Origin of the sequence: Selenomonas sp. oral taxon 138 str. F0429, assembly GCF_000318175.2 — a bacterium.
Classification (GTDB): Bacteria; Bacillota; Negativicutes; order Selenomonadales; family Selenomonadaceae; genus Centipeda; species Centipeda timonae.
In genome coordinates, this window is record NZ_KB290939.1 from 353,231 (window position 1) to 376,679 (window position 23,449).

Annotated in this window: 23 protein-coding genes; 8 read left to right on the top strand and 15 right to left on the bottom strand. The window is 59.1% G+C overall.

Going from position 1 to position 23,449, the window contains the following annotated elements; translation table 11 throughout:
* The first annotated feature begins 109 nt into the window (after positions 1-109).
* Positions 110-1,156: an FAD:protein FMN transferase gene (locus tag HMPREF9163_RS06605; protein ID WP_009440955.1), complete on the top strand. Its 1,047-nt coding sequence runs from the start codon at positions 110-112 to the stop codon at positions 1,154-1,156.
* A gap of 69 nt (positions 1,157-1,225) precedes the next feature.
* Here the strand turns inward: HMPREF9163_RS06605 and HMPREF9163_RS06610 are convergent, their stop codons facing one another.
* From HMPREF9163_RS06610 to HMPREF9163_RS06635, 6 genes are all read right to left on the bottom strand, one after another.
* Positions 1,226-1,870 (bottom strand): CBS domain-containing protein, encoded by a 645-nt coding sequence (locus HMPREF9163_RS06610; RefSeq protein WP_009440956.1) that lies wholly within the window; start codon positions 1,868-1,870, stop codon positions 1,226-1,228.
* 116 nt (positions 1,871-1,986) lie between these two features.
* Positions 1,987-2,724, bottom strand: coding sequence for an ABC transporter ATP-binding protein (locus HMPREF9163_RS06615; RefSeq protein WP_009440957.1), 738 nt, complete (start codon positions 2,722-2,724; stop codon positions 1,987-1,989).
* 1 nt (position 2,725) lies between these two features.
* Entirely contained in the window at positions 2,726-3,496 is a 771-nt protein-coding gene (locus HMPREF9163_RS06620) for an ABC transporter ATP-binding protein (RefSeq protein WP_009440958.1), read from the bottom strand.
* Positions 3,496-4,446 carry a branched-chain amino acid ABC transporter permease gene (locus tag HMPREF9163_RS06625; RefSeq protein ID WP_009440959.1) on the bottom strand — a complete coding sequence of 317 codons (951 nt, stop codon included), beginning with the start codon at positions 4,444-4,446 and terminating at the stop codon, positions 3,496-3,498. Before HMPREF9163_RS06625 ends, HMPREF9163_RS06620 begins: the two co-directional genes overlap by 1 nt.
* A gap of 12 nt (positions 4,447-4,458) precedes the next feature.
* Complete coding sequence (locus HMPREF9163_RS06630) at positions 4,459-5,343, bottom strand: branched-chain amino acid ABC transporter permease (RefSeq protein ID WP_009440960.1); 885 nt, start codon at positions 5,341-5,343, stop codon at positions 4,459-4,461.
* A gap of 71 nt (positions 5,344-5,414) precedes the next feature.
* A complete protein-coding gene (locus tag HMPREF9163_RS06635; protein ID WP_009440961.1) occupies positions 5,415-6,587 on the bottom strand; it encodes an ABC transporter substrate-binding protein in 1,173 nt (390 codons plus the stop codon).
* Between the two features lie 154 nt (positions 6,588-6,741).
* On the opposite strand from HMPREF9163_RS06635, the gene HMPREF9163_RS06640 reads away from it, so the two are divergent.
* Complete coding sequence (locus HMPREF9163_RS06640; RefSeq protein ID WP_009440962.1) at positions 6,742-8,001, top strand: diaminopimelate decarboxylase; 1,260 nt, start codon at positions 6,742-6,744, stop codon at positions 7,999-8,001.
* A gap of 42 nt (positions 8,002-8,043) precedes the next feature.
* Here HMPREF9163_RS06640 and HMPREF9163_RS06645 read toward each other — a convergent pair whose 3' ends face one another.
* From HMPREF9163_RS06645 to HMPREF9163_RS06665, 5 genes are all read right to left on the bottom strand, one after another.
* The gene (locus tag HMPREF9163_RS06645) at positions 8,044-8,613 is read right to left on the bottom strand and encodes a YSC84-related protein (RefSeq protein ID WP_009440963.1); all 570 of its coding nucleotides are present in this window, start codon (positions 8,611-8,613) and stop codon (positions 8,044-8,046) included.
* Positions 8,614-8,864: 251 nt separating this feature from the next.
* On the bottom strand, positions 8,865-10,256 hold the full coding sequence (locus HMPREF9163_RS06650; RefSeq protein ID WP_037346359.1) for a GntP family permease: 1,392 nt from the start codon (positions 10,254-10,256) through the stop codon (positions 8,865-8,867).
* Positions 10,257-10,404: 148 nt separating this feature from the next.
* Positions 10,405-10,641, bottom strand: a complete 237-nt coding sequence (locus HMPREF9163_RS06655; protein ID WP_037346363.1) for a glutaredoxin domain-containing protein — start codon at positions 10,639-10,641, stop codon at positions 10,405-10,407.
* A 12-nt stretch (positions 10,642-10,653) separates the two neighbouring features.
* Positions 10,654-10,884 carry a glutaredoxin domain-containing protein gene (locus HMPREF9163_RS06660; RefSeq protein WP_009440967.1) on the bottom strand — a complete coding sequence of 77 codons (231 nt, stop codon included), beginning with the start codon at positions 10,882-10,884 and terminating at the stop codon, positions 10,654-10,656.
* A gap of 181 nt (positions 10,885-11,065) precedes the next feature.
* Positions 11,066-11,998, bottom strand: coding sequence for an NAD(P)/FAD-dependent oxidoreductase (locus HMPREF9163_RS06665; protein WP_009440968.1), 933 nt, complete (start codon positions 11,996-11,998; stop codon positions 11,066-11,068).
* Between the two features lie 678 nt (positions 11,999-12,676).
* Here HMPREF9163_RS06665 and HMPREF9163_RS06670 point away from each other — a divergent pair.
* Complete coding sequence (locus HMPREF9163_RS06670; RefSeq protein ID WP_009440969.1) at positions 12,677-13,129, top strand: DUF3290 domain-containing protein; 453 nt, start codon at positions 12,677-12,679, stop codon at positions 13,127-13,129.
* Position 13,130: 1 nt separating this feature from the next.
* On the top strand, positions 13,131-13,766 hold the full coding sequence (locus HMPREF9163_RS06675; RefSeq protein ID WP_009440970.1) for a DUF421 domain-containing protein: 636 nt from the start codon (positions 13,131-13,133) through the stop codon (positions 13,764-13,766).
* An 85-nt stretch (positions 13,767-13,851) separates the two neighbouring features.
* On the opposite strand, the gene HMPREF9163_RS06680 is transcribed toward HMPREF9163_RS06675, so the two are convergent.
* Positions 13,852-16,887 carry an efflux RND transporter permease subunit gene (locus HMPREF9163_RS06680; protein WP_009440971.1) on the bottom strand — a complete coding sequence of 1,012 codons (3,036 nt, stop codon included), beginning with the start codon at positions 16,885-16,887 and terminating at the stop codon, positions 13,852-13,854.
* Positions 16,884-17,933, bottom strand: a complete 1,050-nt coding sequence (locus HMPREF9163_RS06685; protein WP_009440972.1) for an efflux RND transporter periplasmic adaptor subunit — start codon at positions 17,931-17,933, stop codon at positions 16,884-16,886. Before HMPREF9163_RS06685 ends, HMPREF9163_RS06680 begins: the two co-directional genes overlap by 4 nt.
* A gap of 136 nt (positions 17,934-18,069) precedes the next feature.
* Between HMPREF9163_RS06685 and HMPREF9163_RS06690 the strand changes: the two genes are divergently transcribed.
* Both HMPREF9163_RS06690 and HMPREF9163_RS06695 read left to right on the top strand, forming a co-directional pair.
* Positions 18,070-18,762, top strand: a complete 693-nt coding sequence (locus tag HMPREF9163_RS06690; RefSeq protein ID WP_037346422.1) for a class I SAM-dependent methyltransferase — start codon at positions 18,070-18,072, stop codon at positions 18,760-18,762.
* 25 nt (positions 18,763-18,787) lie between these two features.
* Positions 18,788-19,258 (top strand): hypothetical protein, encoded by a 471-nt coding sequence (locus HMPREF9163_RS06695; RefSeq protein ID WP_037346366.1) that lies wholly within the window; start codon positions 18,788-18,790, stop codon positions 19,256-19,258.
* Positions 19,259-19,313: 55 nt separating this feature from the next.
* Here HMPREF9163_RS06695 and HMPREF9163_RS06700 read toward each other — a convergent pair whose 3' ends face one another.
* Positions 19,314-20,318, bottom strand: coding sequence for a hypothetical protein (locus tag HMPREF9163_RS06700; RefSeq protein ID WP_009440975.1), 1,005 nt, complete (start codon positions 20,316-20,318; stop codon positions 19,314-19,316).
* 13 nt (positions 20,319-20,331) lie between these two features.
* A complete protein-coding gene (locus tag HMPREF9163_RS06705; RefSeq protein ID WP_037346369.1) occupies positions 20,332-20,742 on the bottom strand; it encodes a hypothetical protein in 411 nt (136 codons plus the stop codon).
* A 197-nt stretch (positions 20,743-20,939) separates the two neighbouring features.
* Between HMPREF9163_RS06705 and HMPREF9163_RS06710 the strand changes: the two genes are divergently transcribed.
* Positions 20,940-22,466 (top strand): hypothetical protein, encoded by a 1,527-nt coding sequence (locus HMPREF9163_RS06710; protein WP_009440977.1) that lies wholly within the window; start codon positions 20,940-20,942, stop codon positions 22,464-22,466.
* Positions 22,460-23,449 (top strand): bifunctional heptose 7-phosphate kinase/heptose 1-phosphate adenyltransferase, encoded by a 990-nt coding sequence (locus HMPREF9163_RS06715; protein WP_009440978.1) that lies wholly within the window; start codon positions 22,460-22,462, stop codon positions 23,447-23,449. The genes HMPREF9163_RS06710 and HMPREF9163_RS06715 overlap by 7 nt, the downstream gene beginning before the upstream one ends.

Here is a 23,449-nt window from a genome sequence, read left to right on the forward strand (position 1 = left end):
TTGAACGAATAAAATCCGCAGGGGGCAGAACGTGCCCTCTCTTCCGCTTGCTCCTCTAGGGTTTGCTTTAGGGCATAGCCCCACTCAGGTTTCATTGAAAGGTAAGTGTATGATATCAAGATTCTTCACGTTGTATAAAATTCCTGCTGCGGTTCTTTTCTGCGCAACCCTCCTCCTCAGCGGATGCGGGGGAAATGGCGCGGTGACGGCGGAGGAGACGAAGCTTGTTATGGGAACGGTGGCGCGGCTCACGGTGCGCGCGGACGAGATTACGTCGCAGGCGGCTCTGCGTGACGGGCTTGCCGTACTCGCACAGGTGGAGCGCGACGCGGACGGGGCGGCTCTTGCAGATGTTGAGGCTGCGGCGGGGACGGGAGAGTGGCGGGAGATTTCGCCCGCGCTCTATGAGACACTGCGGCTTGCGCAGGAGATCGCGCGCCGCTCGGACGGCGCGTTTGATGTGACGGCGGGGGCGCTCACGACTCTTTGGGAGCGTGCACGTGCGGAGAAGCTGCCGCCGTCTCCCGAGGAGGTTGCCGAGGCGCGTGCGCGTGTCGGGTATGAGTTCCTGGAACTGAATACGGTGGAAGAAACCGGACAAAAAAGATACCAAGCGCGTCTCCTTCGCGCAGGGATGAAGATTGACCGTGGCGCACTCATCAAGGGGCTGGCACTCGACGGCATCCGCAGCACATGGCAAAACGCAGACATCAAAAACGCACTCGCCGATCTCGGCACGAGTTCGATTCTCGGCATGGGGGTGAATGAGGCGGGAGAGCCGTGGCAGATCGGGATCCGCAATCCGCGCGGCGAGAGAGCGGGGGATGCGCTCGCCGTTCTTCCGCTTTCCGATGAAGTCCTCTCGGCATCGGGGGATGATGAGCGTTTCTTTCTCTATGAGGGGCGGCGGTATCATCACCTCATTGACCCGCGCACAGGCTATCCTGCGGACACAGGGCTCGCCTCGGTGGTGGTGACACTGCCGCTGAGCGCAGAGGATTTGCCCGCATGGCAGGGGCATATGGGGCTGCTCTCGGATATGTTGTCGACGGCGGTCTTTGTGCTCGGTGCAGAGGAGGGGCGGAAGCTGCTTGCGGACGTTCCGTCTGCTCTCGTCATTCTCATCGGGACGGATGGGAGACTCATTGGGGAGTGAAAAACGCATACAAAAACTCTGCCGCTCTGGCTGCGGCAGAGTTTTTGTATGGATGAAGGAAAGGTGTGTTCAGCCGATCTGGATGACGTGGCTGACTTTGAATCCCTTTGACCAGAGGCGATCCTTGACCGTATCCACGTCGTCGATGTCGGCGCGGATGATGATCTGATAGGTACCGCTTGGCTGCGGGAGCGTGACCATGCTGTCGATGCTGATGTCGAGGTCGGCAAGAACGGTCGAGATGTCGCGTAGGACGCCTGTACGGTCGGCGACATCTATCGTGAGGCGCGTCTTGCCGCTGTCCAGTCCCATGACGGCGATAAAGGCGCGGAAGATGTCCGTCGAGGAGATGATGCCGACGAGCTTGCCGACCTCGGAGAGGACGGGGACGCCGCCGATTTTCTCGCGCGCCATGATGAGCGCGGCCTCCTCAATCGTCATCGTGTCCGTGACGGTGATGACGTTTTTCTGCATGACATCGGCAACCTTGATCTTCGATAGCAGGGTGCGCACTTCGAAGCGGTCAAGCGTGGTCGCCGACGAGGGCGAGGCACGCAGGAGATCGCGATTCGTGAAAAAGCCGACGAGCTTGCCGTGCTCCACGACGGGCAGACGGCGAAAATGCCCCTTGTCCATGAGCTTCGATGCTTCATCTATGCCTGCATCGGGACCGATGGTGACAGGGTTCTTGGTCATACAGTTGGCAACAAACATAAATGCTTCCTCCTTGCCAATGGTAACGCGCGATATATTCTATGATATTCGCGTTTTGCGTTGATTTTTCCTGCTTTTATGGGGAAAGTATGTATTGTATACGGGGGAGGCTTGTATCATCCTCCGAGGTATGCCTTCCTAACATCCTCACTCGCCGCCAGTTCCTTCGCTGCGCCCGAGAGCGTGATGCGTCCCGTTTCGAGGACGTAGGCGCGGTTGGCAATCGAGAGTGCCATGTTCGCATTCTGCTCGACGAGCAGAATGGTCGTGCCTGTCTTGTTGATGTCGACGATGATCGAGAAGATCTCTTTGATGAGGAGCGGTGCGAGCCCCATCGACGGCTCGTCGAGGAGCAGGAGACGCGGACGGCTCATGAGCGCGCGCCCCATCGCAAGCATCTGCTGCTCGCCGCCCGAGAGCGTGCCCGCCTGCTGGGCGATGCGCTCCTTCAGGCGCGGGAAGCGCGTAAAGACCATCTCCATGTCGGCGGCGATGCCGTCCTTGTCGCTGCGCGTGAACGCGCCGAGCTCAAGGTTCTCGAGCACGGTCATCTCGGCGAAGATGCGCCGTCCCTCGGGCACTTGGGAAATCCCCGCACGAACAATCTCATGTGCGCCCGTTCCTGCGATGTTTTTTCCTTCAAATTCGATGCTGCCGCCGCGTGGGGCGATCAGCCCCGAGATGGTGCGGAGCGTCGTGGACTTGCCCGCACCGTTCGCCCCGATGAGGGTGACGATCTCGCCCTCATTTACCTCGAGACTCAGTCCCTTCAGCGCGTGAATTGCGCCGTAGTAGACCTCCAGATCCGAGACGCGGAGCATGGGGGTGTTTTTCATATTCGTTTCGTTTGCCATCTTACTCCTCCGCTCCCAGATATGCACGGATGACCTCGGGGTTCGAGCGAATCTCCTCGGGGGTGCCGTTCGCGATGATTGCGCCGTACTCAAGGACGTAGATACGCTCGCAGATGCCCATGACGAGTGCCATGTCGTGCTCGATGAGGAGAATTGTGATGCCGAAGTCCTTCTTAACCCAGCGGATCATCTCCATGAGTTCGAGCGTCTCCTGCGGGTTCATGCCCGCCGCCGGTTCGTCGAGGAGCAAAAGGCTTGGCTGTGCCGCGAGCGCACGCGCAATCTCAAGCCGCCGCTGCGCGCCGTAGGGGAGATTCTTCGCCTTTTCCCCTGCGACATCCGCGAGATGGAAGATCTCGAGCAGACGGTATGCCTCCTCCTCCAGCTTCCGCTCCTCTTCCCAGTATCGTCCGAGGCGCAGCACCGACTCGAGAAGACCGTAGTTCATATGGCAGTGGTACGCGATCTTGACGTTGTCGAGCACGGAGAGCTCGCCGAAGAGGCGGATGTTCTGGAACGTACGTGCAATGCCGCGCTCTGTGATCTGGTTCGGCTTCAGCCCGACGATGCTCTTGCCCTTGAACAGGATTTCGCCCGTGGTCGGCTGATAGACCCCCGTAAAGAGGTTGAACGCCGTCGTTTTGCCCGCGCCGTTCGGCCCGATGAGTCCGAGCAGTTCGCCCGTCTTGATGTGGACGTTGAAGTCGACAATCGCCTTCAGTCCGCCAAAGACCATCGAGACATCGGTCGCTGTTAAGAGTTCCTTTGCCATTATGCCTCGCCTCCCTTCTTAAAGAAGCGGCGGAGCGGCTGCATCGCCGTGACCTCGACATAGCCGAAGAGCCCCTGCGGGCGGTAGAACATGAGCAGGATGAGCGCGAGCGCGTAGATAATCATGCGTGCGTTCGGGAAGCTCGCGAGTGCCGCCGAGAGGAAGGTGACGACAAGTGCGCCCGCGATCGAGCCGGTCATCGAGCCGAGGCCACCCATGACGACCATGATGAGGATGTTGAACGACTGCATGAACGTGAACGATGCGGGGCTGAGGATATACATATTATGTCCGAAGAGCACGCCCGCAACACCCGCGAAGAATGCGCCAATGCTAAATGCGAGCACTTTGTAGCGCGTTGTGTTCACGCCCATCGATTCCGCCGCAATCTCGTTCTCACGAATCGCGAGGCACGCGCGGCCGTGGCGCGAGTTTACGAAATTCTTGATGATAAAGAGGGTGACGAGCATCAGGCAGAAGACCCAGGTAAAGTCCGTGTGGTGGGGGATGCCCTTGAAGCCCGCCGCGCCACCGACATAGGGGACGTTGATGATGACGATGCGGACAATCTCACCGAGGCCGAGCGTTGCGATGGCGAGGTAGTCGCCGCGCAGACGCAGCGTCGGCAGACCGATGAGTGCACCGAGGAGTCCTGCCGTGACACCGCCCGCGAGAATGGCGACTGGGAAAGCCATCTGAAAATTCGTCGTGAGCACGACACCGACGTACGCGCCGACCGCCATAAATCCAGCGTGTCCGAGCGAGAACTGTCCCGTATATCCGTTGATCAGGTTGAGGCTCGCCGCAAGGATGATGTTGATCCCCGCAAAGATGAGGTTGAGCTGCCAGAACGCACTCAGCATCCCCGCACTCGTCAGCCCCATGATAATGCCGTAGATCACGAGGGCGAAGACGAGCATTTTGAGATCGTTTTTTTGCAATGAATTCATCTGCGCACCTCCTTAGACCTTTTCCTTGACATTTTTCCCGAAGATGCCTGCGGGTTTGAAGAGCAGGACGAGAATCAGGATGGCGAACGCCGCTGCATCGCGGAACATCGAGAAGCCGAACCCTGAGATAAACGCCTCGACGATGCCGAGGACAAGTCCGCCGACCACCGCGCCCGGCAGGATGCCGATGCCGCCGAACACCGCTGCAACGAATGCCTTGATGCCGGGCATCAGTCCCATGAGGGGATCGATGGAGTTGTAGTAGATGCCGATGAGCACGCCTGCGACCGCCGCGAGGGCCGAGCCGATGGCGAACGTGACCGAGATGATGCGGTTCGCATTGATGCCCATGAGCTGTGCCGCCTCTGTGTCGTACGACGCGGCACGCATCGCCTTGCCGATTTTGGTCGAGCGCACGATGTAGGTGAGGATGAGCATAAGCACAAAGGTCACACCCATGATGAGGAGCTGCTGCCCACTGATGATGAGCCCCGCCACGTCAAAGGATACGTCGCTGATCGTTGCGGGGAAGGTGCGCGGTGTGGGGGAGACGACCGCCATCATGACGTATTCGAGCAGGAACGACACGCCGATTGCCGTGATGAGCACGGAGATGCGTGGCGCGTGGCGCAGTGGACGGTAGGCGAACCGCTCGACGAGAACGCCGAGCAGTGACGTGACCGCCATCGAGATGAGGATCGCAGGCACAACGGGGATGCCGAGCGTGATGGCATAGAAGCCGAGGTATGCGCCGACCATGTAAATGTCGCCGTGCGCAAAGTTGATGAGCTTGATGATGCCGTAGATCATCGTATAGCCGAGCGCGATCAGCGCGTAGATGCTGCCGAGTGAGATGCCGTTGATCAGCTGTTGGAGTATCTGGTGCATAAACTCCATAGAATAACCACCTCCATGTGATAAAAAAGAGCCGCAGTTTGCGGCTCTTTGTGCACTCTTAGCCGAATGGATTACATACTCGGCATAATCTTTGCGACGACAACGCGGTCGCCGTCCTTGTTCTCGAGAATGACCGCCTGCTTGATCGGGTTGTGCTGCGCATCCATCGTGATCGTACCCGTGCCGACGACGAGATTCTTCGTCTCCTCGATCGCTTTGCGGAGTGCCTCGGGATCATCCGAACCCGCGCGCTTGAGCGCATCCACGAGCAGCTTGCCCGCATCATAGCCGAGTGCCGCGAAGACGTTCGGCGCATGGTTGTATTCCTTCTGGAACGCCTCGATAAAGGGGCGAACCGATTCGTCTTTATCGGAGTAGTGCGTGCTGAAGTACGTGTTGTTGAGAGCCGCTGCGCCCGCCAGCTCGGTGACCTTCGGATCGTCCCAGCCGTCCGTGCCGATGATGGGCGCGGTGATGCCGATCTCGCGTGCCTGCTTGACGATCTTGCCGACCTCTTCATAGTAAGCGGGAACGAAGATGACATCCGCATTTGCCGCGCGCAGACGCGTGAGTGTCGCCTTGAAGTCCTGATCCTTCGCGAGGAATCCCTCGGTCATGAGTACCTGACCGCCGCCCGCCGTAAAGACCTTCTCGAAAACGGCAGCGAGGCTCTTGGAGTAGTCCGTCGAGTTGTCGATGTAGATGACCGCCGTCTTTGCCTTGAGCGTATCCAGTGCGAACTTCGCCATGACATCGCCCTGCTGCGGGTCGATGAAGCAGCTGCGGAAGATCCACGGCTTTACCTTGCCGTTCTCCACGGTGACATCGACTGCCGTCGCATCCGGTGCAATGACGGGGATCTTGTTGTCCGTCGCCACCTGCGACTCTGCGATGACGTTGCCTGTCGTTGCGGGACCGACAATCGCGCGGACGTGGTCGTCGGAGATGAGCTTCGTCGCCGCATTGATCGACTCCGCCGCCTCAGACTTGTTGTCTGCCTCGACGAGGACGATCTTCTTGCCATTGATGCCGCCCGCATCATTTGCTTCCTTGATCGCGAGCTTCAGACCCTCCAGCGTCGACGTACCGTAGTTCGCCGTGTTGCCCGTCATCTCGAAGTTTGCGCCGATGCGGATCTCGTCCGACTTCGCCGCATCGCCGCCGCAGCCTGTGAGCGCGGAGCCGAGGAGCGCCGTGCCAACGAGTGCGGCCGCAAGACGCAGAGCCTTTCTGCCAAATATCATGAATATACCCCCTTAATCAGTTCCCCATATAGAAAAAGATAGCACTCATTATAGGGGAGCGCGCGCATTTCGTCAAGGTATACAATATGAAGTCTGATTGACAGACGTGTTTTTTCATTGCTATAATGGGAAAACTTACCAGAGGGAGGACAATATGAACGAAAAGACATTTCCGCTCACGCAGGAGGAGACCCTGCGGCTGATCGAGCGATACCCGACACCGTTCCACATCTACGACGAGGCGACGATCCGTGCGAACTTCCGCCGCCTGCGCGATGCATTCGCATGGGCGCCGAGCTTCCGCGAACACTTCGCCGTGAAGGCGCTGCCGAATCCGCGCATTGTACAGCTTCTCCACGAGGAGGGGGCGGGCACGGACTGCAGCAGCATCGCCGAGCTCATCATCTCCGAGGCGGCGGGTGTTACGGGAGAGGAGATCATGCTCACCTCGAACGACACACCCTACGACGAGTTTCAAAAGGCAATCGAGCTCGGTGCCGTCATCAACCTCGACGACATCACCCATCTCGACTATATGGCGGAGCACGCGGGGCTGCCCGAGGTGCTCTCGTTCCGCTACAACCCCGGCGACCTTATCGAGGGCAACGATATCATCGGGAAGCCGATGGAGGCAAAATATGGGCTGACACGTCCGCAGCTCTTCGAGGGCTATCAGCGTGCAAGCGAGATGGGCGTGCAGCGCTTCGGCCTGCATACGATGGTGATTTCGGCGGAGCTGCGTACGGAGGCATTCCTCCTCACCGCGCGCATCATGTTCGAGCTGGCGGCAGAACTCAAGGCGAACATCGGCATTCATGTCGAGTTCATCAACCTCGGCGGTGGATTCGGCATCCCGTACCGCCCCGAGGAGAGCCCCGTTGACTACGCCGCTGTCGGCGCGGGCGTGGAGCGCCTCTATAACGAGATCATGCGTCCCGCAGGACTGGATGATGTCGGCATCCGCACGGAGAGCGGGCGCGCCATCACGGGTGACGCGGGCTGGCTTGTCTCCACCGTCCTCCACGAGAAGAATACCTACAAGCACTACATCGGCCTCGACTCCTGCATGGCGAACCTCATGCGTCCCGCACTTTATGGCGCGTATCATCACATCACCGTCCTCGGCAAGGAGCACGCGCCCGCCGACCACATCTATGACATCACAGGCTCGCTCTGCGAGAACAACGATAAGTTTGCCATTGACCGCGCCCTGCCGAAGATCGACATCGGCGACATCGTCATCATCCACGACACAGGCGCGCATGGGAGCGCGATGGGCTTCAACTACAACGGCAAACTCTGGTGCGCCGAACTCCTGCGCCGCACGGACGGCAGCATCGAACTGATCCGCCGCGCACAGACGATTGATGATTACTTTGCGACATTGAAATACGATGGATCGCTGATGCAATAGAAAAAGAGGATTGCGCCGCTGCAATCCTTTTTTTCGTGGGCATTATGAATTGAGTTTTCGGTTTGGATAGATGCTGAGCCCCTTGAGCATCGCTCCAACGGCGAGACCCTTCGTCGTGACCTGATAGACCCATGTGTCCTTTGCGACGATGTCCGCGCCCTCAATCGCACCGCCCGAATAGCCGTCCGTTGCGGAGGCTTCCGCTGCGCCGCCGACTTTGAACTTGCCTGAGATAAAGGAATCCCATGCGTGTTTTGTGCCAAAGACAAAGATGAGATCGTATTCCTTCACGCCAAGCCCGATGCCGACCTGATACGCCTCCATCTTCATGTAGAGCTGTTCACCGGTGCGGTTGTTCTTGGCAAGACCTCGTCCGTGTGCGCCGCCGAGCAGCCCCACCTGCGAGCCTGTAGCACTGATTGTTGCGTATCCATAGGCATTGTTGATGACATCACGCGCATCGGGAGAGAGCTCATAGAGGTTTGTGAGTGCTTGCGTGTGGAGCCCTTGGATTTCGGTGCGCTGCTGATTTGCACTTTTGGCGAGTGCCGTGACTGAAAATGCGAGGAGCAGTGTGAGTGTGAGGATGATAAGCCGTGTTGGGAATTTCATGGTGACCTCCTTGCCGTATGGTAATAGAAATGAACGATAAAAAACCCTGATAAAATGAAGGCGTCAGATTGGCGCGACAGAATTCATCAGTGCTTCCTATATTTTATTTTACGGTCTTTTGCTGTCACTGGCAAGAAAAAGATAGATTGGAATACGTTGCGGACAGCAGGAGATCCATATAAAATCTGCATAGTAAAGGAGCATTGCATGAGGCAATGCTCCTTTTGCTTTTGTAAATGCTTTTGTAAATATCAGCGCAGCACGAAACTCAGCAGCGTGATCTCGAGCATGGCAGCGAGTCCGAGGACGAGCGTACCCATCGTCTGGACGCGGTAACCCTGATCGGGCGTCAGCCCGCTGAACTCGGAGACGACCCAGAAGTAGGAGTCGTTTGCGTGCGAGACGGTCATTGCGCCCGCACCGATCGCCATACAGACGAGCGTTGCCTGAATCGGCGTATCAAAGCCGAGCACGGTGAGCAGCGGTGCAATGATGCCCGCCGTGGTAATCATTGCGACCGTGGATGAGCCCTGTGCGGTCTTGAGCACCGCTGCGAGCAGGAACGGGAAGAAGATGCCCATGCCACCGAACACGTCCGCGTGCGCCGAGATGTATTTGACCATATCCGAGACCGCAATCACCTTGCCGAGCACGCCGCCTGCCGCCGTGATAAAGAGGATCGGGCCGACCGTCATGAGGCTGTTGTTGCAGATCGCATAGAACTCCTCGGAGCGCCCGACGGAGAAGAGCTGCAGCGTTGCGAGTGCCATGCCGACAGCGAGTGCGATGATCGGCGTGCCGAGGAAGCGGATGAGCTCGGGGACAAATCCCGTCAGTCCCAGCATTGCGACCACGGAGGACAGCGCCATCAGCGAGATTGGAACCATGATCGGAGCGAGTGTGCTGAACGCCGAGGGCAACTTGCCATAGGAGTCAATGAGATCGTTGTAGACCTTTGCGACCTCCTCGGGCTCGACCTCGTCCTTGGACTGCACGCGCGTGCCGATCCAGCGTGCGAAGAAATAGCCTGCAATCAGCGGGAAAATGGAGCAGAGAAGACCAAGCCCGATGACCTGCAGCAGGTAGTCGCCAATGCCGAGCGTGCTCGCCGCCGCGATCGGCCCCGGTGTCGGCGGGATGAAGACGTGCGAGATGAAGAGACCGGAGCTCAGGGCAAAGGTCATCGAGACTGCAGAGACTGCCGTGCGGCGTACAAGCGCCTTGCGGATCGGGTCGAGAATGACGAAGCCCGAGTCGCAGAAGACGGGGATCGACACCACCCAGCCCATGAGCTGAACGGCGATGACGGGGTTGTCCTTGCCGACGAGGCGGATCATCATGTCCGCGAGTTTCAGCGCGCCGCCCGTCTTTTCGAGCACCGTGCCGATCATCGCACCGAGGATGATAACGATACCGATGCTTGTAAATGTCCCCGAGAACCCTTGCCCGACAACAGTTGCAAGACCGTGCTGCACCGTGCCGTCCGCGAGCCTATGATCCACGAGGGGGATGCCCGCGACGAGTCCGAGTACGAGCGAGACCAACATGATCGAGATGAACGGATGAATGCGCAGCTTTGAGATCATGACAATCATAATGACAATCGCGACCCAAAAGGCGAGGATAAGCGGTAATCCAGTCATATCAAAACCTCCTTGCATTGGGGCACAATGATTCGCTGTGCCCATTCAAATGAAACGTCCCTGCACTGCTATTTTAATCCAATTCAAAAATTTTGGCAAGAAGGAAGATGAAAAAACGGACGCAGGAAATGCGTCCGCTTGTATAATTTTATGCCGTAATCCCGAGAATCTTGTCCAGCTTCTCGCGGTCGTAGCTGAGGGCGAAGTCTTTGCCGTCCGCTGTCGTCACGGGGACAATCGTGTCGCCCGAGAGGCGGCGGCACTCCTCGCGCGCTGCCTCATCGTGCTCGATGTTGAACTCCTCGTAGGGAATGCCGCGATATTTGAGGTATTTTTTCACCTTGACGCACCACGGGCAGACCGTGATGGAGTAGACCTTTACCATAGCCATCCCTCCTCACGCGCCGATGAGGCGGTCGATGGCGGGCTGATCGAAGCCGCGCACATACTCGCCGCTATCCGCGAGGATGACGGGGCATGCGCCCTCGCCCGTGAGCTTGATGAGATCATCGTAGGCGGCAGGCTCTTTCTCGATGTCGCGGACGGTGTACGCGACGCCCTTCTTGTCGAGATACTTCTTTGCCTTTGTGCACCACGGGCACGCGTCGAATGAAAAAACCTGAATCATGGAAATGCCCTCCTTATTTGTTTGTATCGAATAGTTCGTTACTTCTGAACGCCCCTATCGGCTCACTGCGTTCGCCACTTCCCCGTAGCGACGGGGGAAGCTAATATGCCGTTTTCGAAAGCCTCCCCTGCCACAGCGGGGGAGGGGACCATGCGCAGCATGGTGGAAGGGGCGCCCCTCATCACTTCTTCAAACTTGCGAGATACTTCTCCGCATGGAGCGCGGCAGTCGTACCGTCGGCGGCGGCGGTTGTCAGCTGGTGGATCTCCTTGACGCGAATGTCGCCCGCGACAAAGACCCCCGGGATCTCCGTGCGGCAGTTCTCATCCGCCGCGATGTAGCCCGTTTCCGTAAGCTTCAGCTGCCCTACAAAGAGGTCGGTATTCGGGAGAACACCGATGTTGACGAAGATGCTGTCCACAGGCAGCGTCTCCTTTTTGCCCGTGTCCTTGTGCAGGAGATCGACGGACGTGAGCCGATCCTCGCCGTTCAGATGCGTGATCTCTGTCTCGAGCATCACCGTCACCTTCGGATTCGCATAGAGCGCATCCTGCGAGGACTTGTCTGCGCGCAGCTGCGAGCGGTGAATGAGATAGAGATGCGAAGCGTACTTCGTGAGGAAGTTCGCCGCATCCACTGCCGCGTTGCCGCCGCCCATCACCGAGATCACCTTGTCCTGATACGTGTGCCCGTCGCAGAGCTCACAGTAGTGCACGCCGCGATTGAAATAATGCGGCTCCTGCGGGAGCGGGAGCTTCCTGCGGTTCATGCCCGAGGCGATGATGATAACGGGCGTTTCATAAATATACGTTTCGGTCTCCACGATCTTCGGCGTGCTCTTGAGGTCAACGCGCTCGATGCGGTCGAACTCGTCAATCTCCGCGCCGAAATTCGTCGCCTGCTTCTCGAGCGTGCCGATCAACTCCATCCCGCTCACGCGCTCGAAGCCCGGATAGTTCTCAATGTCCGCCGCTGTCGCGATCTGCCCGCCGACGAGCGAGTTCTCAAGCACAAGTGTGCGCAGGTTCATGCGACCCGCGTAGAGCGCGGCGGTTAGCCCCGCCATGCCTGCGCCGATGATGACGACATCCTTTTGAATACGTTCCTTTGGCATGGATTCATCTCCTTTGACTGCCCGCTATAGAGGGAACGGGCGTATATACATCTGCCTGAACTTTTTGCAGTTATATTGACCTTTTGATTTATTATAACACAGCTGTCAATACTTGGATAGTATCTACCAAAAAGAAATTATTCTTTATTAGTTGCTTCGTGACAGACAAGAGCGCACAAAAATAGCCCACACTCCACTGTGGACTATCTTTGCTGTGTATTATATTTTAGGAGAGCTTTGGAAACGTCCGAGGACGTTCCCTAACGAAAGCCTGTATAGAATATAGCACACATGAGAAAGAAAATCAATAGGTCTATGAGAAAAATTTTCAGCGGCTGCATTTGACCCGAAGCCTTCCCAGTCGAAACGGGGGAGGGGGACTATGCGCAGCATGGTGAAAGGGGGGCTTTGAAGAGTAAATACTTTCTATCGTGAGAAAGTCGTTTGTGTCACAGGCGCCCCTATCGGCTCGCTGGTATCACATCTTCGATGAATATGTACAGTATCTCAATTCTAATGACTAATTTTTAGGTTTTTGTTGACTAGTGCAGGAACGCGGAGTTCAGCCCCGTGAGACCTGTGCTCACGGGGCTGAACTTATGCCCGAAAATGCAGAGCAGAAAAGAGTTGACGAACACCTCCCGACGTAGTAATCTCTGAGCGTTTGGAGGTGTTTCTTTGTCATTCTATACATATGACTACATCACAGCGCACAGTCAGTTTAACGATACCCTGTGGTACGTCCTGTCATTCCTCGCGCTCGCAGCACTCTTCGTCATGAGCGTCAAACATCTGCGCAGACGGCTCGTCACGCGTGACCGTGATCTCATCGTCATCCTCTTCCTTGCCGTCGCATTCCTCGGCGGCGTGCAGTGGAACAGCTACAATGCGGCGCAGAGCGACCACGAGCAGACTTCGCGCATGGTGACCTTCCTCCATAGTCTCAGCGAGGATCTGAACGTGCCGGTGGCACAGATCCGCACGAACTCCACCTATCTGAAGCAGGGGATGCTCGTCGATGTGCAGGGGGCGTTCTACGCCGTGACATTCAATGCGGACTTCACCGCGTTCCAGTACGAACGAACACATCTCCTGTATCGTGACGTGAAGATTGTGGACAAGGAGGACTGACATGCTCATCTACTCGCTCATGCTTGCAAAGCTCGCGCTCGGTCTCCTCTGTCTCATCGTGCAGATCAACCTCCTCGGCAAGGGTAACCTTGCGCCGAACTCCGCGACCGATCAGGTGCAGAACTATGTGCTCGGCGGCATCATCGGCGGTGTCATCTACAACAACAGCATCTCGATCCCCGACTTCCTGCTCGTCCTCATCGCGTGGACAATGCTCGTGCTGATCCTGAAATATCTGAAGTCGAACAGTGCCGTGGTCAAGGGCTTCGTCGACGGGCGTCCCGCCGTCCTCATCGAGCGCGGCAAACTCATGGTCGAGGAGTGCATGCGACACGGACTCCTCGCGCACGATATCACGCTGAAACTCCGCATGGCGGGGGTCTACTTCATAAAGGACGTAAAGCGCGCCGTACTCGAACCAAACGGACAGCTCACCGTCATCCAGTACGGCGAGCAGAACGCGCGCTATCCGCTCATCCTCGATGGGCAGATCGACGACGACGCCCTCGAACTCATCGACAAGGATCGCATCTGGCTCAACGGAGAGCTGCGCGTGGCGGGCGTCGAGCTGAAGGATGTCTACATCGGCGAGTACAAGGACGACGCGCTCGCAGTTTACCCGTATGAGAGTCCGTGAGGGGCATACGAAAGCCGCCCGACATTTCGTCGGGCGGCTTTTATGTGCAGCGGGACGCCTACGCCGCCTGCATAGTGCGGCTCTTCTATTCACCCTTCACACGATACGCGACTGCATACATGACAGGCAGCACCAAGAGGGTGAGTGCCGTTGCGACGATGAGGCCGCCCGCGATGGCGACCGCCATTGGTCCCCAGAAGACGCTGCGCATGAGGGGGAGCATGCCGAGGATGGCGGCGGCGGCGGTGAGCATGATCGGGCGAAAGCGCAGGACTGCCGAGTCGATGATGGCGTCGAGGGGCTTCTCGCCCGCATCCTCATGTTTTTTGATCTGGTCGATGAGGATGACGGAGTTGCGGATGATCATGCCAAAGAGGGCGAGGACGCCGAGGTAAGCGACGAAGCCGAGCGCGGAGTCGGTGAGGAGCATTGCGAGCGCAACGCCGATGAGTCCGAGCGGGGCGGTGAGGAGGGTGAGCGCCATCTTGCCTATTGTGCCGACCTGCAGCATGAGGAGGGTCATGATGATAAAGACCATGGCGGGCACAGGCTGCACGAGGTAGCCCATCGCCTCCGCCGAGTCCTCAAGCGCGCCTGCGGGGGTGATGCTCGCCCCTGCGGGCAGGGAGGCGCGCAGCTCCTCCGTCGCGCGGTAGATGCGCTGCGTCGCGTCGTTGCCCTCGCCGCGCACGACATCGCCCTGCACCATGATGGTGGGCAATAGGTTGCGCCGCTTGATGAGTCCGTCCTCCGCCGCATAGGAGAGGTGTGCGATCTGGGCGAGCGGGACGTAGCCGCCCTGCGTTGCAATCGGCAGCTCGCCGAGCCGCTCGAGATTCGTGCGGTCTGCGTCTGCGAGGCGCAGGACGATGCCGATCGTGCGGTCGCCCGTGTAGAACTCCGCCGCCTGTGCGCCCGTCAGCTCGGTGTAGAGCATCTGCTTGACATCGCGCGCGCTGATGCCGTAGAGTTTCAGCTTTGCCTTGTCAAAGTCAATCTGCACCGCCTTGGATTTCTCCGTCCAGTCGAGATGGATGTTCGCGGTGGCGGGATCGTCTGCGGCAATCGCTGCGACCTGCTCTGCGATGCGGCGCACCTCGTCCGTCGAGGAGGCAGAGACGCGCAGCATAACGGGGAAGTCGGCGGGCGGCCCTGTCTGGATGTACTGTGTGGCGACGCGCACGCCCGAGAGTTCGTTCAGCTGCGCCTCTGCAATGAGTGCGGCAAGCTCCTCGCGCTCCTCGGTACCGTTCGCCGTTATAACGAATTGGGCACGGTTGTCCGCGTCAGCTTTGACATTGACGGGCAGGACGAAGCGCGGCGAGGTGCGTCCGACATATGCGGCATAGTTTGCGATCTTGTCGCTGTGGGCGTCGAGGATGGCGGAGAGCACCTTTGCCTCGCGCTCGGTTGCGGCGATGGATGCGCCCTGCGGCAGGGTCAGCTCGACGAGGATTTCGGGGCGCAGTGAGGGCGGGAAGAAGGTCTGCTTGATGTGCGGAAATGCGGCGATGGATGCCGCGAAGAGGAGCACCGTACCGATGAGGACGGCGGCGCGGTGACTGAGAAAGAGTGTGAGCACGCGCCGAAAGCGTTGGTAGAAGGGGCTGCTGTAGGGATCGTGCGCAGCTTCCGCGCCCTTTTTCACACGGATCAGGTAGTAGCCGAAGAGCGGCGCGACCATGACGGAGACGATCCAGCTGAGGACGAGCGCGATGCCGATGACAGGGAAGAGACTGCGGCAGAACTCGCTCGCCATGCCCTTTGAGAATGCAACGGGGATGAAGCCCGCGCAGGTGATGAGCGTGCCCGTGAGCATGGGTTTCGCCGTCTGGGTAAAGGCGTAGCACGCAGCGTCAAAACGCTCCATGCCGCGCTCGAGCTGGACGCTCATCATCTCGACGGCGATGATGGCATCGTCCACGAGGAGACCGAGCGCGATGATGAGCGCGCCGAGGGAGACCTTGTGCAGGTCGATGCCAAGCATATGCATGGCGACGAATGTGCCCGCGAGGACGAGCGGGATGCAGCCCGCGACAACGAGCCCGGTGCGAAAACCGAGCGAGAGGAAGCTGACGGCGAGCACGATGATGATTGCGAGTGCGAGTGTCTCGACGAAATCGTGGATGGAGTGCTGCACGACGGCGGGCTGGTTCGATACCTCGTTCAGCTCCATGCCGAGCGGGAGATCCTGCCGTATTTCGTCGGTGAGTGCAGCGAGGTTGCTGCCGAGCGCGAGGATGTTGCCGCCGTCCTCCATGGAGACGGCGATGCCGATAGCGGGCGCGCCGTTGTAGAACATCATCGGCTCGGGTGGATCGGCTGTACGCCGCTCGACGGTGGCAATATCGCCGAGGCGGAAGACGTTTCCGTTTGCGGCAATCGGAAGCGCGCGGATGTCCTCAAGACTCTCAAATACGCCCGAGGCGCGCAGCTGCACGGTGTCCGTCTCCGTCTCGACCGTACCGCTCGTCGTCATCGTGTCCTGCGTATGGAGCGCGTCCGTGATCGCGGTCGGCGGGATACCGAGCTGCGCCAGACGCGCGAGGGAGATCTCGACGTAGATGCGCTCGGGCTGTACGCCGAGGAGGATGACCTTCTGCACGCTCGGGACGGTGAGAATGCGGCGGCGTGCATCCTCTGCCATGGCACGCAGCTCCTCGTAGGAGTAGTCCGCGCCTGTGATAGCGTAGATCGAACCGTACACATCGTCGAATCGGTCATTGTAGTAGGGGCCATAGACGCCGTCGGGGAGTTCGCTTTTGATGTCCTCGCCGAAATTCCGCACGTCGCGCCACGTTGGGCGGATGAGGCTGTCGTCAATGTCGGAGCGCAGCTGAATGTAGATGATGGTCTGCCCCGCACGCGTCTCGCTGTCGATGTTCTTGAGTCCCGGCGTGTCCTGAAAGCGCCGCTCGAGTTTGTCCGTGACCTGCTCCTGCATCTCCTCGGCGGTTGCGCCCGGCCATGCGGCGGAGACGACCATCTGGCGGATGGTAAAGGCGGGATCCTCCATGCGGCCGAGCGCGTTGTAGGCGAAGACGCCGCCGACGGTAAAGACGATGATGAAATACCAGACAAGAGCGCGGTGGCGCAGGGAAAGCTCTGTGAGATTCCTCATTTCGTCCGCACCTTCTCTCCGTCATGCAGCTGATGGACGCCCGCCGTCACGACGACTGCGCCGCGCGGGAGGCCCGTGACGACGGCGTTGCTCTCGTGAAATGCGGTGACGGTGACGGGGAGGAGGTGCGCAGTGCCGTCCTCGACGATGTAGACCCCTGCCGTGTCGCCCGTCTGATAGAGGGCGGAGAGGGGGATGACGGCGCCTTTTTCCGCGCTCTCACCGAGGAAGACGCGCGCCGTCATGCCGAGCGGGAGGTCTGCGGGTGCGTCCGTGAGTGCGATGCGTGCTGCATAAGTGCGCGTCGCCGCATCGGGGACGGGCGAGAGCTCGCGGACGTAGCCTGTGAGTGCGGCGTGATTCGCCCAGAGCGTGACGGCGGCGGGCATGCCGATGCTGACCGCAGAGAGCTGACTCTCGGGGACGGCAATCTCCACCTCGCGCTCGCCATCCTGCGTGAGCATCATGACGGTCTGCCCCGCCGCGATGATCTGTCCCTCCTCAGCGGTGATGTTCGAGATCACACCGTCCGCGCCTGCAACGAGGTTCGTGTAGCCGAGTGCGTTGCGACTCGCCGTGTCCTGTGCGACTGCCTGACGATAGGCTGCCTCGGCGGCGCGCGCATTCGTGCGGTACTGGTCGAGCATCGCCTCTGAGATTGCCTGTGCGGCGTACAGTTCCTCGTAGCGTTTGAGATTTGTCTGCGCGAGCTGCAGCTGTGCTTGTGCAGAGGAGACACTGGCATTTGTCGCGTTTGCCTGCTGCTGCACGTCGCGTGCGTCGATGACCATGAGCACATCTCCCGCGCGGACGTGCGCACCCATATTTACATTGCGTGAGAGAATCTGTCCGCCGACCTGAAAGGCGAGCCGCGTCTCATAGCGTCCGCGCACGGCGCCTGTATAGCCTGCCTCTGATCGGGCGGCATCGCCTACCGTCATCGTCCGCACGAGGGGCGCAGGTGTCTCCTGCACCTGCTCAGTGCCGCAGCCCGCCGCAGCGAGAGCTGCCGCAAGCAGGATTGTGATATAGGTACGCTGCTGCATGATGATCTCCCTTTCGTTTGACGTAATTTCCTAAATTTTACCACTGAAACGGGAGTGTGTCCATAGAGAGAGGATTTGAACACGTGCGCGTTTTATGCTAGAATGAATGGCGATAATGATGAGAAAGGATGTCACGATGGACGAGGAACTGCGGCGGTATGAGAAGATCAGGGGGGCGTATCACTCGGTGGGGCGCCTCGCGAGTCTGTACGATGGCATGATGACGTACTCGACGTGGTCGGGGAAGTTCGTCTCGCGGCTCGTGTGGGGATTGGACAGAAACGGTGTGAGCCGCTACGTCGGTCTTGCGCTGCGTGCGGCGCATGAGGGCTTTGAGGGACGGCTGCTCGAGGTGCCGGTGGGGACGGGATGTCTCTCGCTGCCCGTGTATGCGGAGCTGCCGAACGCAGACATCACCTGCCTCGACTACTCGCCCGCGATGCTCGCTGCGGCGCGCGCGCGTGCGGATGCAATCGGCATCCATAATGTCGCCTTCGTGGAGGGCGACGTCGGACAGCTGACGTTCGAGGATGATTTCTTCGATGCGGCGGTCTCGATCAACGGATTTCATGCGTTCCCGGACAAGACGGCGGCGTGGAGCGAGGTGCATCGCGTCCTGCGTCCCGGCGGACGGCTGACGGGCTCCGTGTTCGTCCTCGGCGGGAATCCGCGCACAGAGTTCGTTGTGAAACATCTCTACACGCGCATGGGCTTCTTCACGCCGCCATATGATACGAAGGCGGGACTCGAGGCGCGTCTGCGTGCTCTTTTCCGCGAGGTGGAGGTCGAGTGCGTGGAATCGCTCGCGTGCTTCTCCTGCATTAAGTAAGTTTCGATTGACATAGGAGGTTTTTATGAAATTCCGTACACTTTCCCGCATGCTTGCCGCTACGCTCGTTGCCGGCGGAGCATTCTTTGCAGCACCTGCCGCATACGCCGAGGAAAATGCGACTCCTGCTGCCGAGCAGGAGCAGACGCAGGAACAGGCGGCAGAGCAGACGCCGTTTGACGTGCAGGTGGTCGAGCAGCACGTGATGGCGACGATTGCACGCTTTGAAAAGGACGATGTGACCGGTCTGCAGGCGGAGGCGACTTCGGAGCTGCGCCCGCATCTGACGGCGGAGCAGATCTCTGGTGCAAAGGCGGAGTACGCGCCGAAGTGGGGCGCGCGTGCCGGCGTTGGCAAGCCTCTTATGACGGCGGGCAAGGAAGGTGACAAGTGGTATGTCATCTGCGAGCTCGCTGTGGGCTACAAGGCGACTGCCGTTGTCTACCGTCTTACGTACGATGAGAATATGAAGCTGGCGGCCTTCTTCGTCCGCTGATTGATTGACCGCATACAAAAAGCTCACGCCTTGTGGTGTGAGCTTTTTGTATGCGTTACACGTTGTCGTTGTAGACGCTCGTGTCGTTGTTCTCGCTATGCGAGGAGGTTGCTGCCGCAGCCTGGAACGGCGCAGCGCTGTCGTAGGTGGTCTGGACGCCGTAGACGGTGGTGTCAGTCTGCGTCTGGATGTAGAGCTCGGTGCCTGCGGGGAGGTCGATGTTCTTACCGTGGACGAATGCACCCGCGACAACACCGAGAGGTCCGAGGACGGCGATGCCCGCGAGCGATGCACCAGCAGCCATGGCGAGATGCTGCATTTCCTTCTTCGCCTCTTCGCCGATGAAGGTCGTGACGTAGGTGCCGTCGAGCGCCTTCGTGTTTTTGAAGTCGATGTCAACCTGCGCGTTGCGCCCGAAGTTCTTTGCCTGCTTTACCTTCGTGACCGTGCCCTCGCCGCGCGAGCCCTTTGTGAAGACGAGTGTATCGCCGACGAAGACGTCGTCCGCAACCTGATACTCGATCGTGTCGCCAACCTTCAGGTTCTTCGCGTTGACGGGGGTCACGAGTGCGACCTTGACGAGGGTGTTCGCGGGAACGGAGACGGGCGTGACGGGAATCTCCTTCGTGCCGAAGGATGCCTCGGAGAGGGTGGAGATCCGCTTTTGGAACGTGCCCTCGGCGGTCTTGCCGAGCAGTGCGACCTCCATCTCGCTCACGCGTTCCTGCACGGGGCGCAGACTCGTCTCGTGGTTGATGTTCCACTCAATCGCGTTGAGGTTCATGAGGACGGACGGCGTTGTGCTGTTCGTATAGACCTCGTCGTAGATGGCGTCGATGCGCGCCATCAGGCTGCCCGAGCGGTGCTTGCCGTCATAGTCGCGCTCAAGGCGGTTGATGCGGTCGATCAGCGCGCCCGTCTGCTCCTGTCCGTAGGTGTCCTGCTCGATGAGTGCGAGCTTGGACTGGACGGCGTTGGGCGGCTCGGCCGCGAGCGCCGTGCCGAAAGACGTGAGTGCGAGCACGAAGGTCAGCACGAGTGCACAGATTTTCTGCTGCATGAATGATCTCCTCCTACCGTGGCGGCTGCTGTTTTGTCGTCAGCAGCTCTTCAATGAAGTCCGCGATGCTTCTGAGGGGCGACGCCGGCGTGTATTTCTGCGGCACGTCCATGCCCTGCGTTGTACGCAGAACTTCCTTTGTATCGTAGATCTCAACCTGCGCGGAGACGAATTGGTACGTTCCCGCCTGCGGGTTGAGGCGTGTGCGGTACAGATAGCGGCGGTTCTCAGTCGCCTTCACGACGGCAACAACGGCGTCGCGCTCCGTATCCGAGACGCGCACGACGGTCGCTGCATCGACATAGTAGCCCGTGTCGTCCTCCGCGTCGACGAAGCGCATGTCCTCTGCCGCATTACACACGTTGAAACTTGTGAAAAACACGAGAGCGGCAAGCAGAATTCCACCGCTCATAAAACGCTGCATTTGTGGGATAGCCCCCTTCCGAATTTTTCTGTGATTCGGATTCATTATAGAGTAAAAAATTTTTTGCGTCAAATTTATCTTGTATGAGACTGCAATTTTACCTCGATGAGTATGCGCTCTTTTCAGTTGCGAAAACTCTGTTTATGATGTAGTATAAGAACGACAGAATTCTTTGTAAAAGACAGGAGAACGCGCCGATGACCAAGGCTACAAAAACGCGCATCCTACTTGCTATGACTACCGCCTGTACCGTGCTCCCACCGGCTGCACATGCTGCCTATCGCGGGGACACGGATACGGGCTTTCAGCATCTGGATTTCATCGAGAACGAGCGGCGTGAGGAGCGTGAGAACCGTCTCACGGAGGAGCAGAAGAAGCTGCTCGCCGATGTGGGGGAGATGGAGAAGTACCTGCGTCATCCCGTGGATGCGACGGCACCGTCGCCGATTGCGTTTGAGGGCGATGATTTGACCTATGACGAGCGCACGGGCGACTTCACGGCGAAGGGGCATGTGGACATCGTGCAGCTTGCGGCACGGCGCTTTCAGGGCGACTATGTAGAGGGCAACACTGTCTCGGGCGAGGTCTCCGTCCCTGATCGCGCGCATATGCTGCAGCTGACAGAGGGCGCGGCACGCGTGACGCTCGATGGCTACCGCATCAACTACAACTACAAGACACGCGAAGGCACGATGGCGGAGGCAAAGGGCAAGGTCGGCGGCTACTACATGACGGGCAAGCGGTTCGAGTTCTACCCGGACAAGATCGTGGTCTACGACGGCACGCAGACGAAATGCTCTGCGGAGAAACCTGACTACCATCTGAGTGCCGATGTGGCAGAACTGTATCCGGGCGACAAACTTGTGCTCACGAATGTAAAATTCTGGATCAAGAACAAGGTTATTTTCAAGAAGAAGCGGTATGTGGTCGATGTGGCAAGCCCCATACAGCGGAACTTTCCGACGGCGGGCTATGACAGCGAGGATGGCCTTTGGGTTGAGCAGACATTCGACTATGATATTGCACCGCGCGTCACGGCGAGTGCGAATCTCTATGTGACGACCAACAAGGGCTGGCGCAGTCACTACGATCTCGGCTGGCAAAACGGTGGTGCGAGTGCCGTCCTGACCTATGGTGTGTTCGACGACGGGGATGACGACTGGATCAAAAAGCAGCCCTCGTTCATCCTCGGCTATGGGCATCGCGTCGGTAAGACGCCGGTCACCTACAACCTGTACTCGGAGTATGGACGTTGGTATTCGGACGGGATTCACAGCAACCACTGGAAATACGGTGTCTCGCTCGCGCATGATACGATCCGTTTTCATGGGTATCGGCTCGATCTCGCGGGAGGGTATTCCATCACGCGTGAGAGCTATGACAGTTCGCGCGTACAGGGGTTCAATGCGAGCGTGTTCCTCACGAAGCCGTTCAACGAGCGTTTTGCGGCGTACATCGGAGGCCTGTACTCCAAGAGTTCGAAGGAGAATTCGCTCTTTGCCTTCGATCAGGAAGACTACTCGCGGATTTTGCAGACGGGGCTGAGCTACCGGATTGATGAACACAACCGCATTGCGGTGGGGACGAAGTACGCCGTTGAGCCACGGGAATGGACGGATGTGGACTACTACTGGTTTCACGATCTGCACTGCTCGCAGATCATCCTGCGCTATCGCTCGAAGCAGGATTCGTGGAAGGTCAAATGGGAGTTTACGCCATGGTAAATGCACTCGCGCAGATGGCAGATGCGCCTGTCCTCATCATTGGGGATATGGTGGCGGATGTCTACCTCGACGGCACGATTGCACGGATCTCGCGTGAAGCTCCCGTACTTGTGCTGGAGCAGCGCGAGGAGCGTGTGGTTGCGGGCGGCGCGGCAAATGTCGCGAACAACGCGGCAACGCTCGGCGGTATGGCGTACGCCGTGGGGGTCTGCGGCACGGAGCGCAGCGGTGACGCCCTCCTCGCGGTGCTCGGTGAAAATGGGGTGCATACAGAGTTTGTCCGCGCAGAGGCGCATCCGACGATCACGAAGACGCGTATCATTGCGGGCGGCCGGGCGACGGTCAGCCAACAGATCGTGCGCGTTGACCGCGAGTGGCACACGCCGCTCACGGCGGAGACGGAGAAGCTGCTCCTTGGGCGCATCCGTGAGCTCCTGCCGCAGGTGCGCGGCGTTGTGCTCTCGGACTACGGCTCGGGAACTGTGACGGAGCGCGTACGGCGCCTCGTCATCGAGGAGACGCGCAGGTTGGGAATTCCAAGTATCGTGGACTCGCGCTATGACATCCTCTCCTACGAGGGCATCGGCTACGTCAAGCAGAACGATGCGGAGCTGGCAGCAGCACTGGGACGGGAGCTGTGCTGCGAGGAAGAGATCTGTGCGGCGGGGCATGAACTGCGGCAGCGGCTCTCTGCAGACGGTGTTCTCATCACGCGTGGAGATAAGGGGATGACACTCTTCCTCGCCGATGGTTCGGCAACGAATATTCCCGTCAGCGACCACAGTGAGATCTTTGACGTGTCGGGCGCAGGCGATACCTGCGTCGCGGTTATGATTCTCGGGCTCGCGTCGGGGGTTGACCCGTTGACGGCAGCACGGCTCAGTAACATCGCATCGGGGATTGCCGTGCGCAAGCGCGGGACGGCGACGGTTGCACAGGAGGAGCTGTGCGCTGCTGTACTTGCGGCAGAAGGGGAGTGCTGA

What these genes read in the sequence shown, in the direction of transcription:
- HMPREF9163_RS06710 (WP_009440977.1), top strand. Translation starts at nt 20,940, where the DNA reads ATGACCAAGGCTACAAAAACGCGCATCCTACTTGCTATGACTACCGCC.
- HMPREF9163_RS06610 (WP_009440956.1), bottom strand. Translation starts at nt 1,870, where the DNA reads ATGTTTGTTGCCAACTGTATGACCAAGAACCCTGTCACCATCGGTCCC.
- HMPREF9163_RS06630 (WP_009440960.1), bottom strand. Translation starts at nt 5,343, where the DNA reads ATGGAGTTTATGCACCAGATACTCCAACAGCTGATCAACGGCATCTCA.
- HMPREF9163_RS06660 (WP_009440967.1), bottom strand. Translation starts at nt 10,884, where the DNA reads ATGATTCAGGTTTTTTCATTCGACGCGTGCCCGTGGTGCACAAAGGCA.
- HMPREF9163_RS06715 (WP_009440978.1), top strand. Translation starts at nt 22,460, where the DNA reads ATGGTAAATGCACTCGCGCAGATGGCAGATGCGCCTGTCCTCATCATT.
- HMPREF9163_RS06640 (WP_009440962.1), top strand. Translation starts at nt 6,742, where the DNA reads ATGAACGAAAAGACATTTCCGCTCACGCAGGAGGAGACCCTGCGGCTG.
- HMPREF9163_RS06685 (WP_009440972.1), bottom strand. Translation starts at nt 17,933, where the DNA reads ATGCAGCAGCGTACCTATATCACAATCCTGCTTGCGGCAGCTCTCGCT.
- HMPREF9163_RS06650 (WP_037346359.1), bottom strand. Translation starts at nt 10,256, where the DNA reads ATGACTGGATTACCGCTTATCCTCGCCTTTTGGGTCGCGATTGTCATT.
- HMPREF9163_RS06655 (WP_037346363.1), bottom strand. Translation starts at nt 10,641, where the DNA reads ATGGTAAAGGTCTACTCCATCACGGTCTGCCCGTGGTGCGTCAAGGTG.
- HMPREF9163_RS06635 (WP_009440961.1), bottom strand. Translation starts at nt 6,587, where the DNA reads ATGATATTTGGCAGAAAGGCTCTGCGTCTTGCGGCCGCACTCGTTGGC.
- HMPREF9163_RS06705 (WP_037346369.1), bottom strand. Translation starts at nt 20,742, where the DNA reads ATGCAGCGTTTTATGAGCGGTGGAATTCTGCTTGCCGCTCTCGTGTTT.
- HMPREF9163_RS06695 (WP_037346366.1), top strand. Translation starts at nt 18,788, where the DNA reads ATGAAATTCCGTACACTTTCCCGCATGCTTGCCGCTACGCTCGTTGCC.
- HMPREF9163_RS06625 (WP_009440959.1), bottom strand. Translation starts at nt 4,446, where the DNA reads ATGAATTCATTGCAAAAAAACGATCTCAAAATGCTCGTCTTCGCCCTC.
- HMPREF9163_RS06615 (WP_009440957.1), bottom strand. Translation starts at nt 2,724, where the DNA reads ATGGCAAACGAAACGAATATGAAAAACACCCCCATGCTCCGCGTCTCG.
- HMPREF9163_RS06605 (WP_009440955.1), top strand. Translation starts at nt 110, where the DNA reads ATGATATCAAGATTCTTCACGTTGTATAAAATTCCTGCTGCGGTTCTT.
- HMPREF9163_RS06690 (WP_037346422.1), top strand. Translation starts at nt 18,070, where the DNA reads ATGGACGAGGAACTGCGGCGGTATGAGAAGATCAGGGGGGCGTATCAC.
- HMPREF9163_RS06675 (WP_009440970.1), top strand. Translation starts at nt 13,131, where the DNA reads ATGCTCATCTACTCGCTCATGCTTGCAAAGCTCGCGCTCGGTCTCCTC.
- HMPREF9163_RS06620 (WP_009440958.1), bottom strand. Translation starts at nt 3,496, where the DNA reads ATGGCAAAGGAACTCTTAACAGCGACCGATGTCTCGATGGTCTTTGGC.
- HMPREF9163_RS06680 (WP_009440971.1), bottom strand. Translation starts at nt 16,887, where the DNA reads ATGAGGAATCTCACAGAGCTTTCCCTGCGCCACCGCGCTCTTGTCTGG.
- HMPREF9163_RS06700 (WP_009440975.1), bottom strand. Translation starts at nt 20,318, where the DNA reads ATGCAGCAGAAAATCTGTGCACTCGTGCTGACCTTCGTGCTCGCACTC.
- HMPREF9163_RS06645 (WP_009440963.1), bottom strand. Translation starts at nt 8,613, where the DNA reads ATGAAATTCCCAACACGGCTTATCATCCTCACACTCACACTGCTCCTC.
- HMPREF9163_RS06665 (WP_009440968.1), bottom strand. Translation starts at nt 11,998, where the DNA reads ATGCCAAAGGAACGTATTCAAAAGGATGTCGTCATCATCGGCGCAGGC.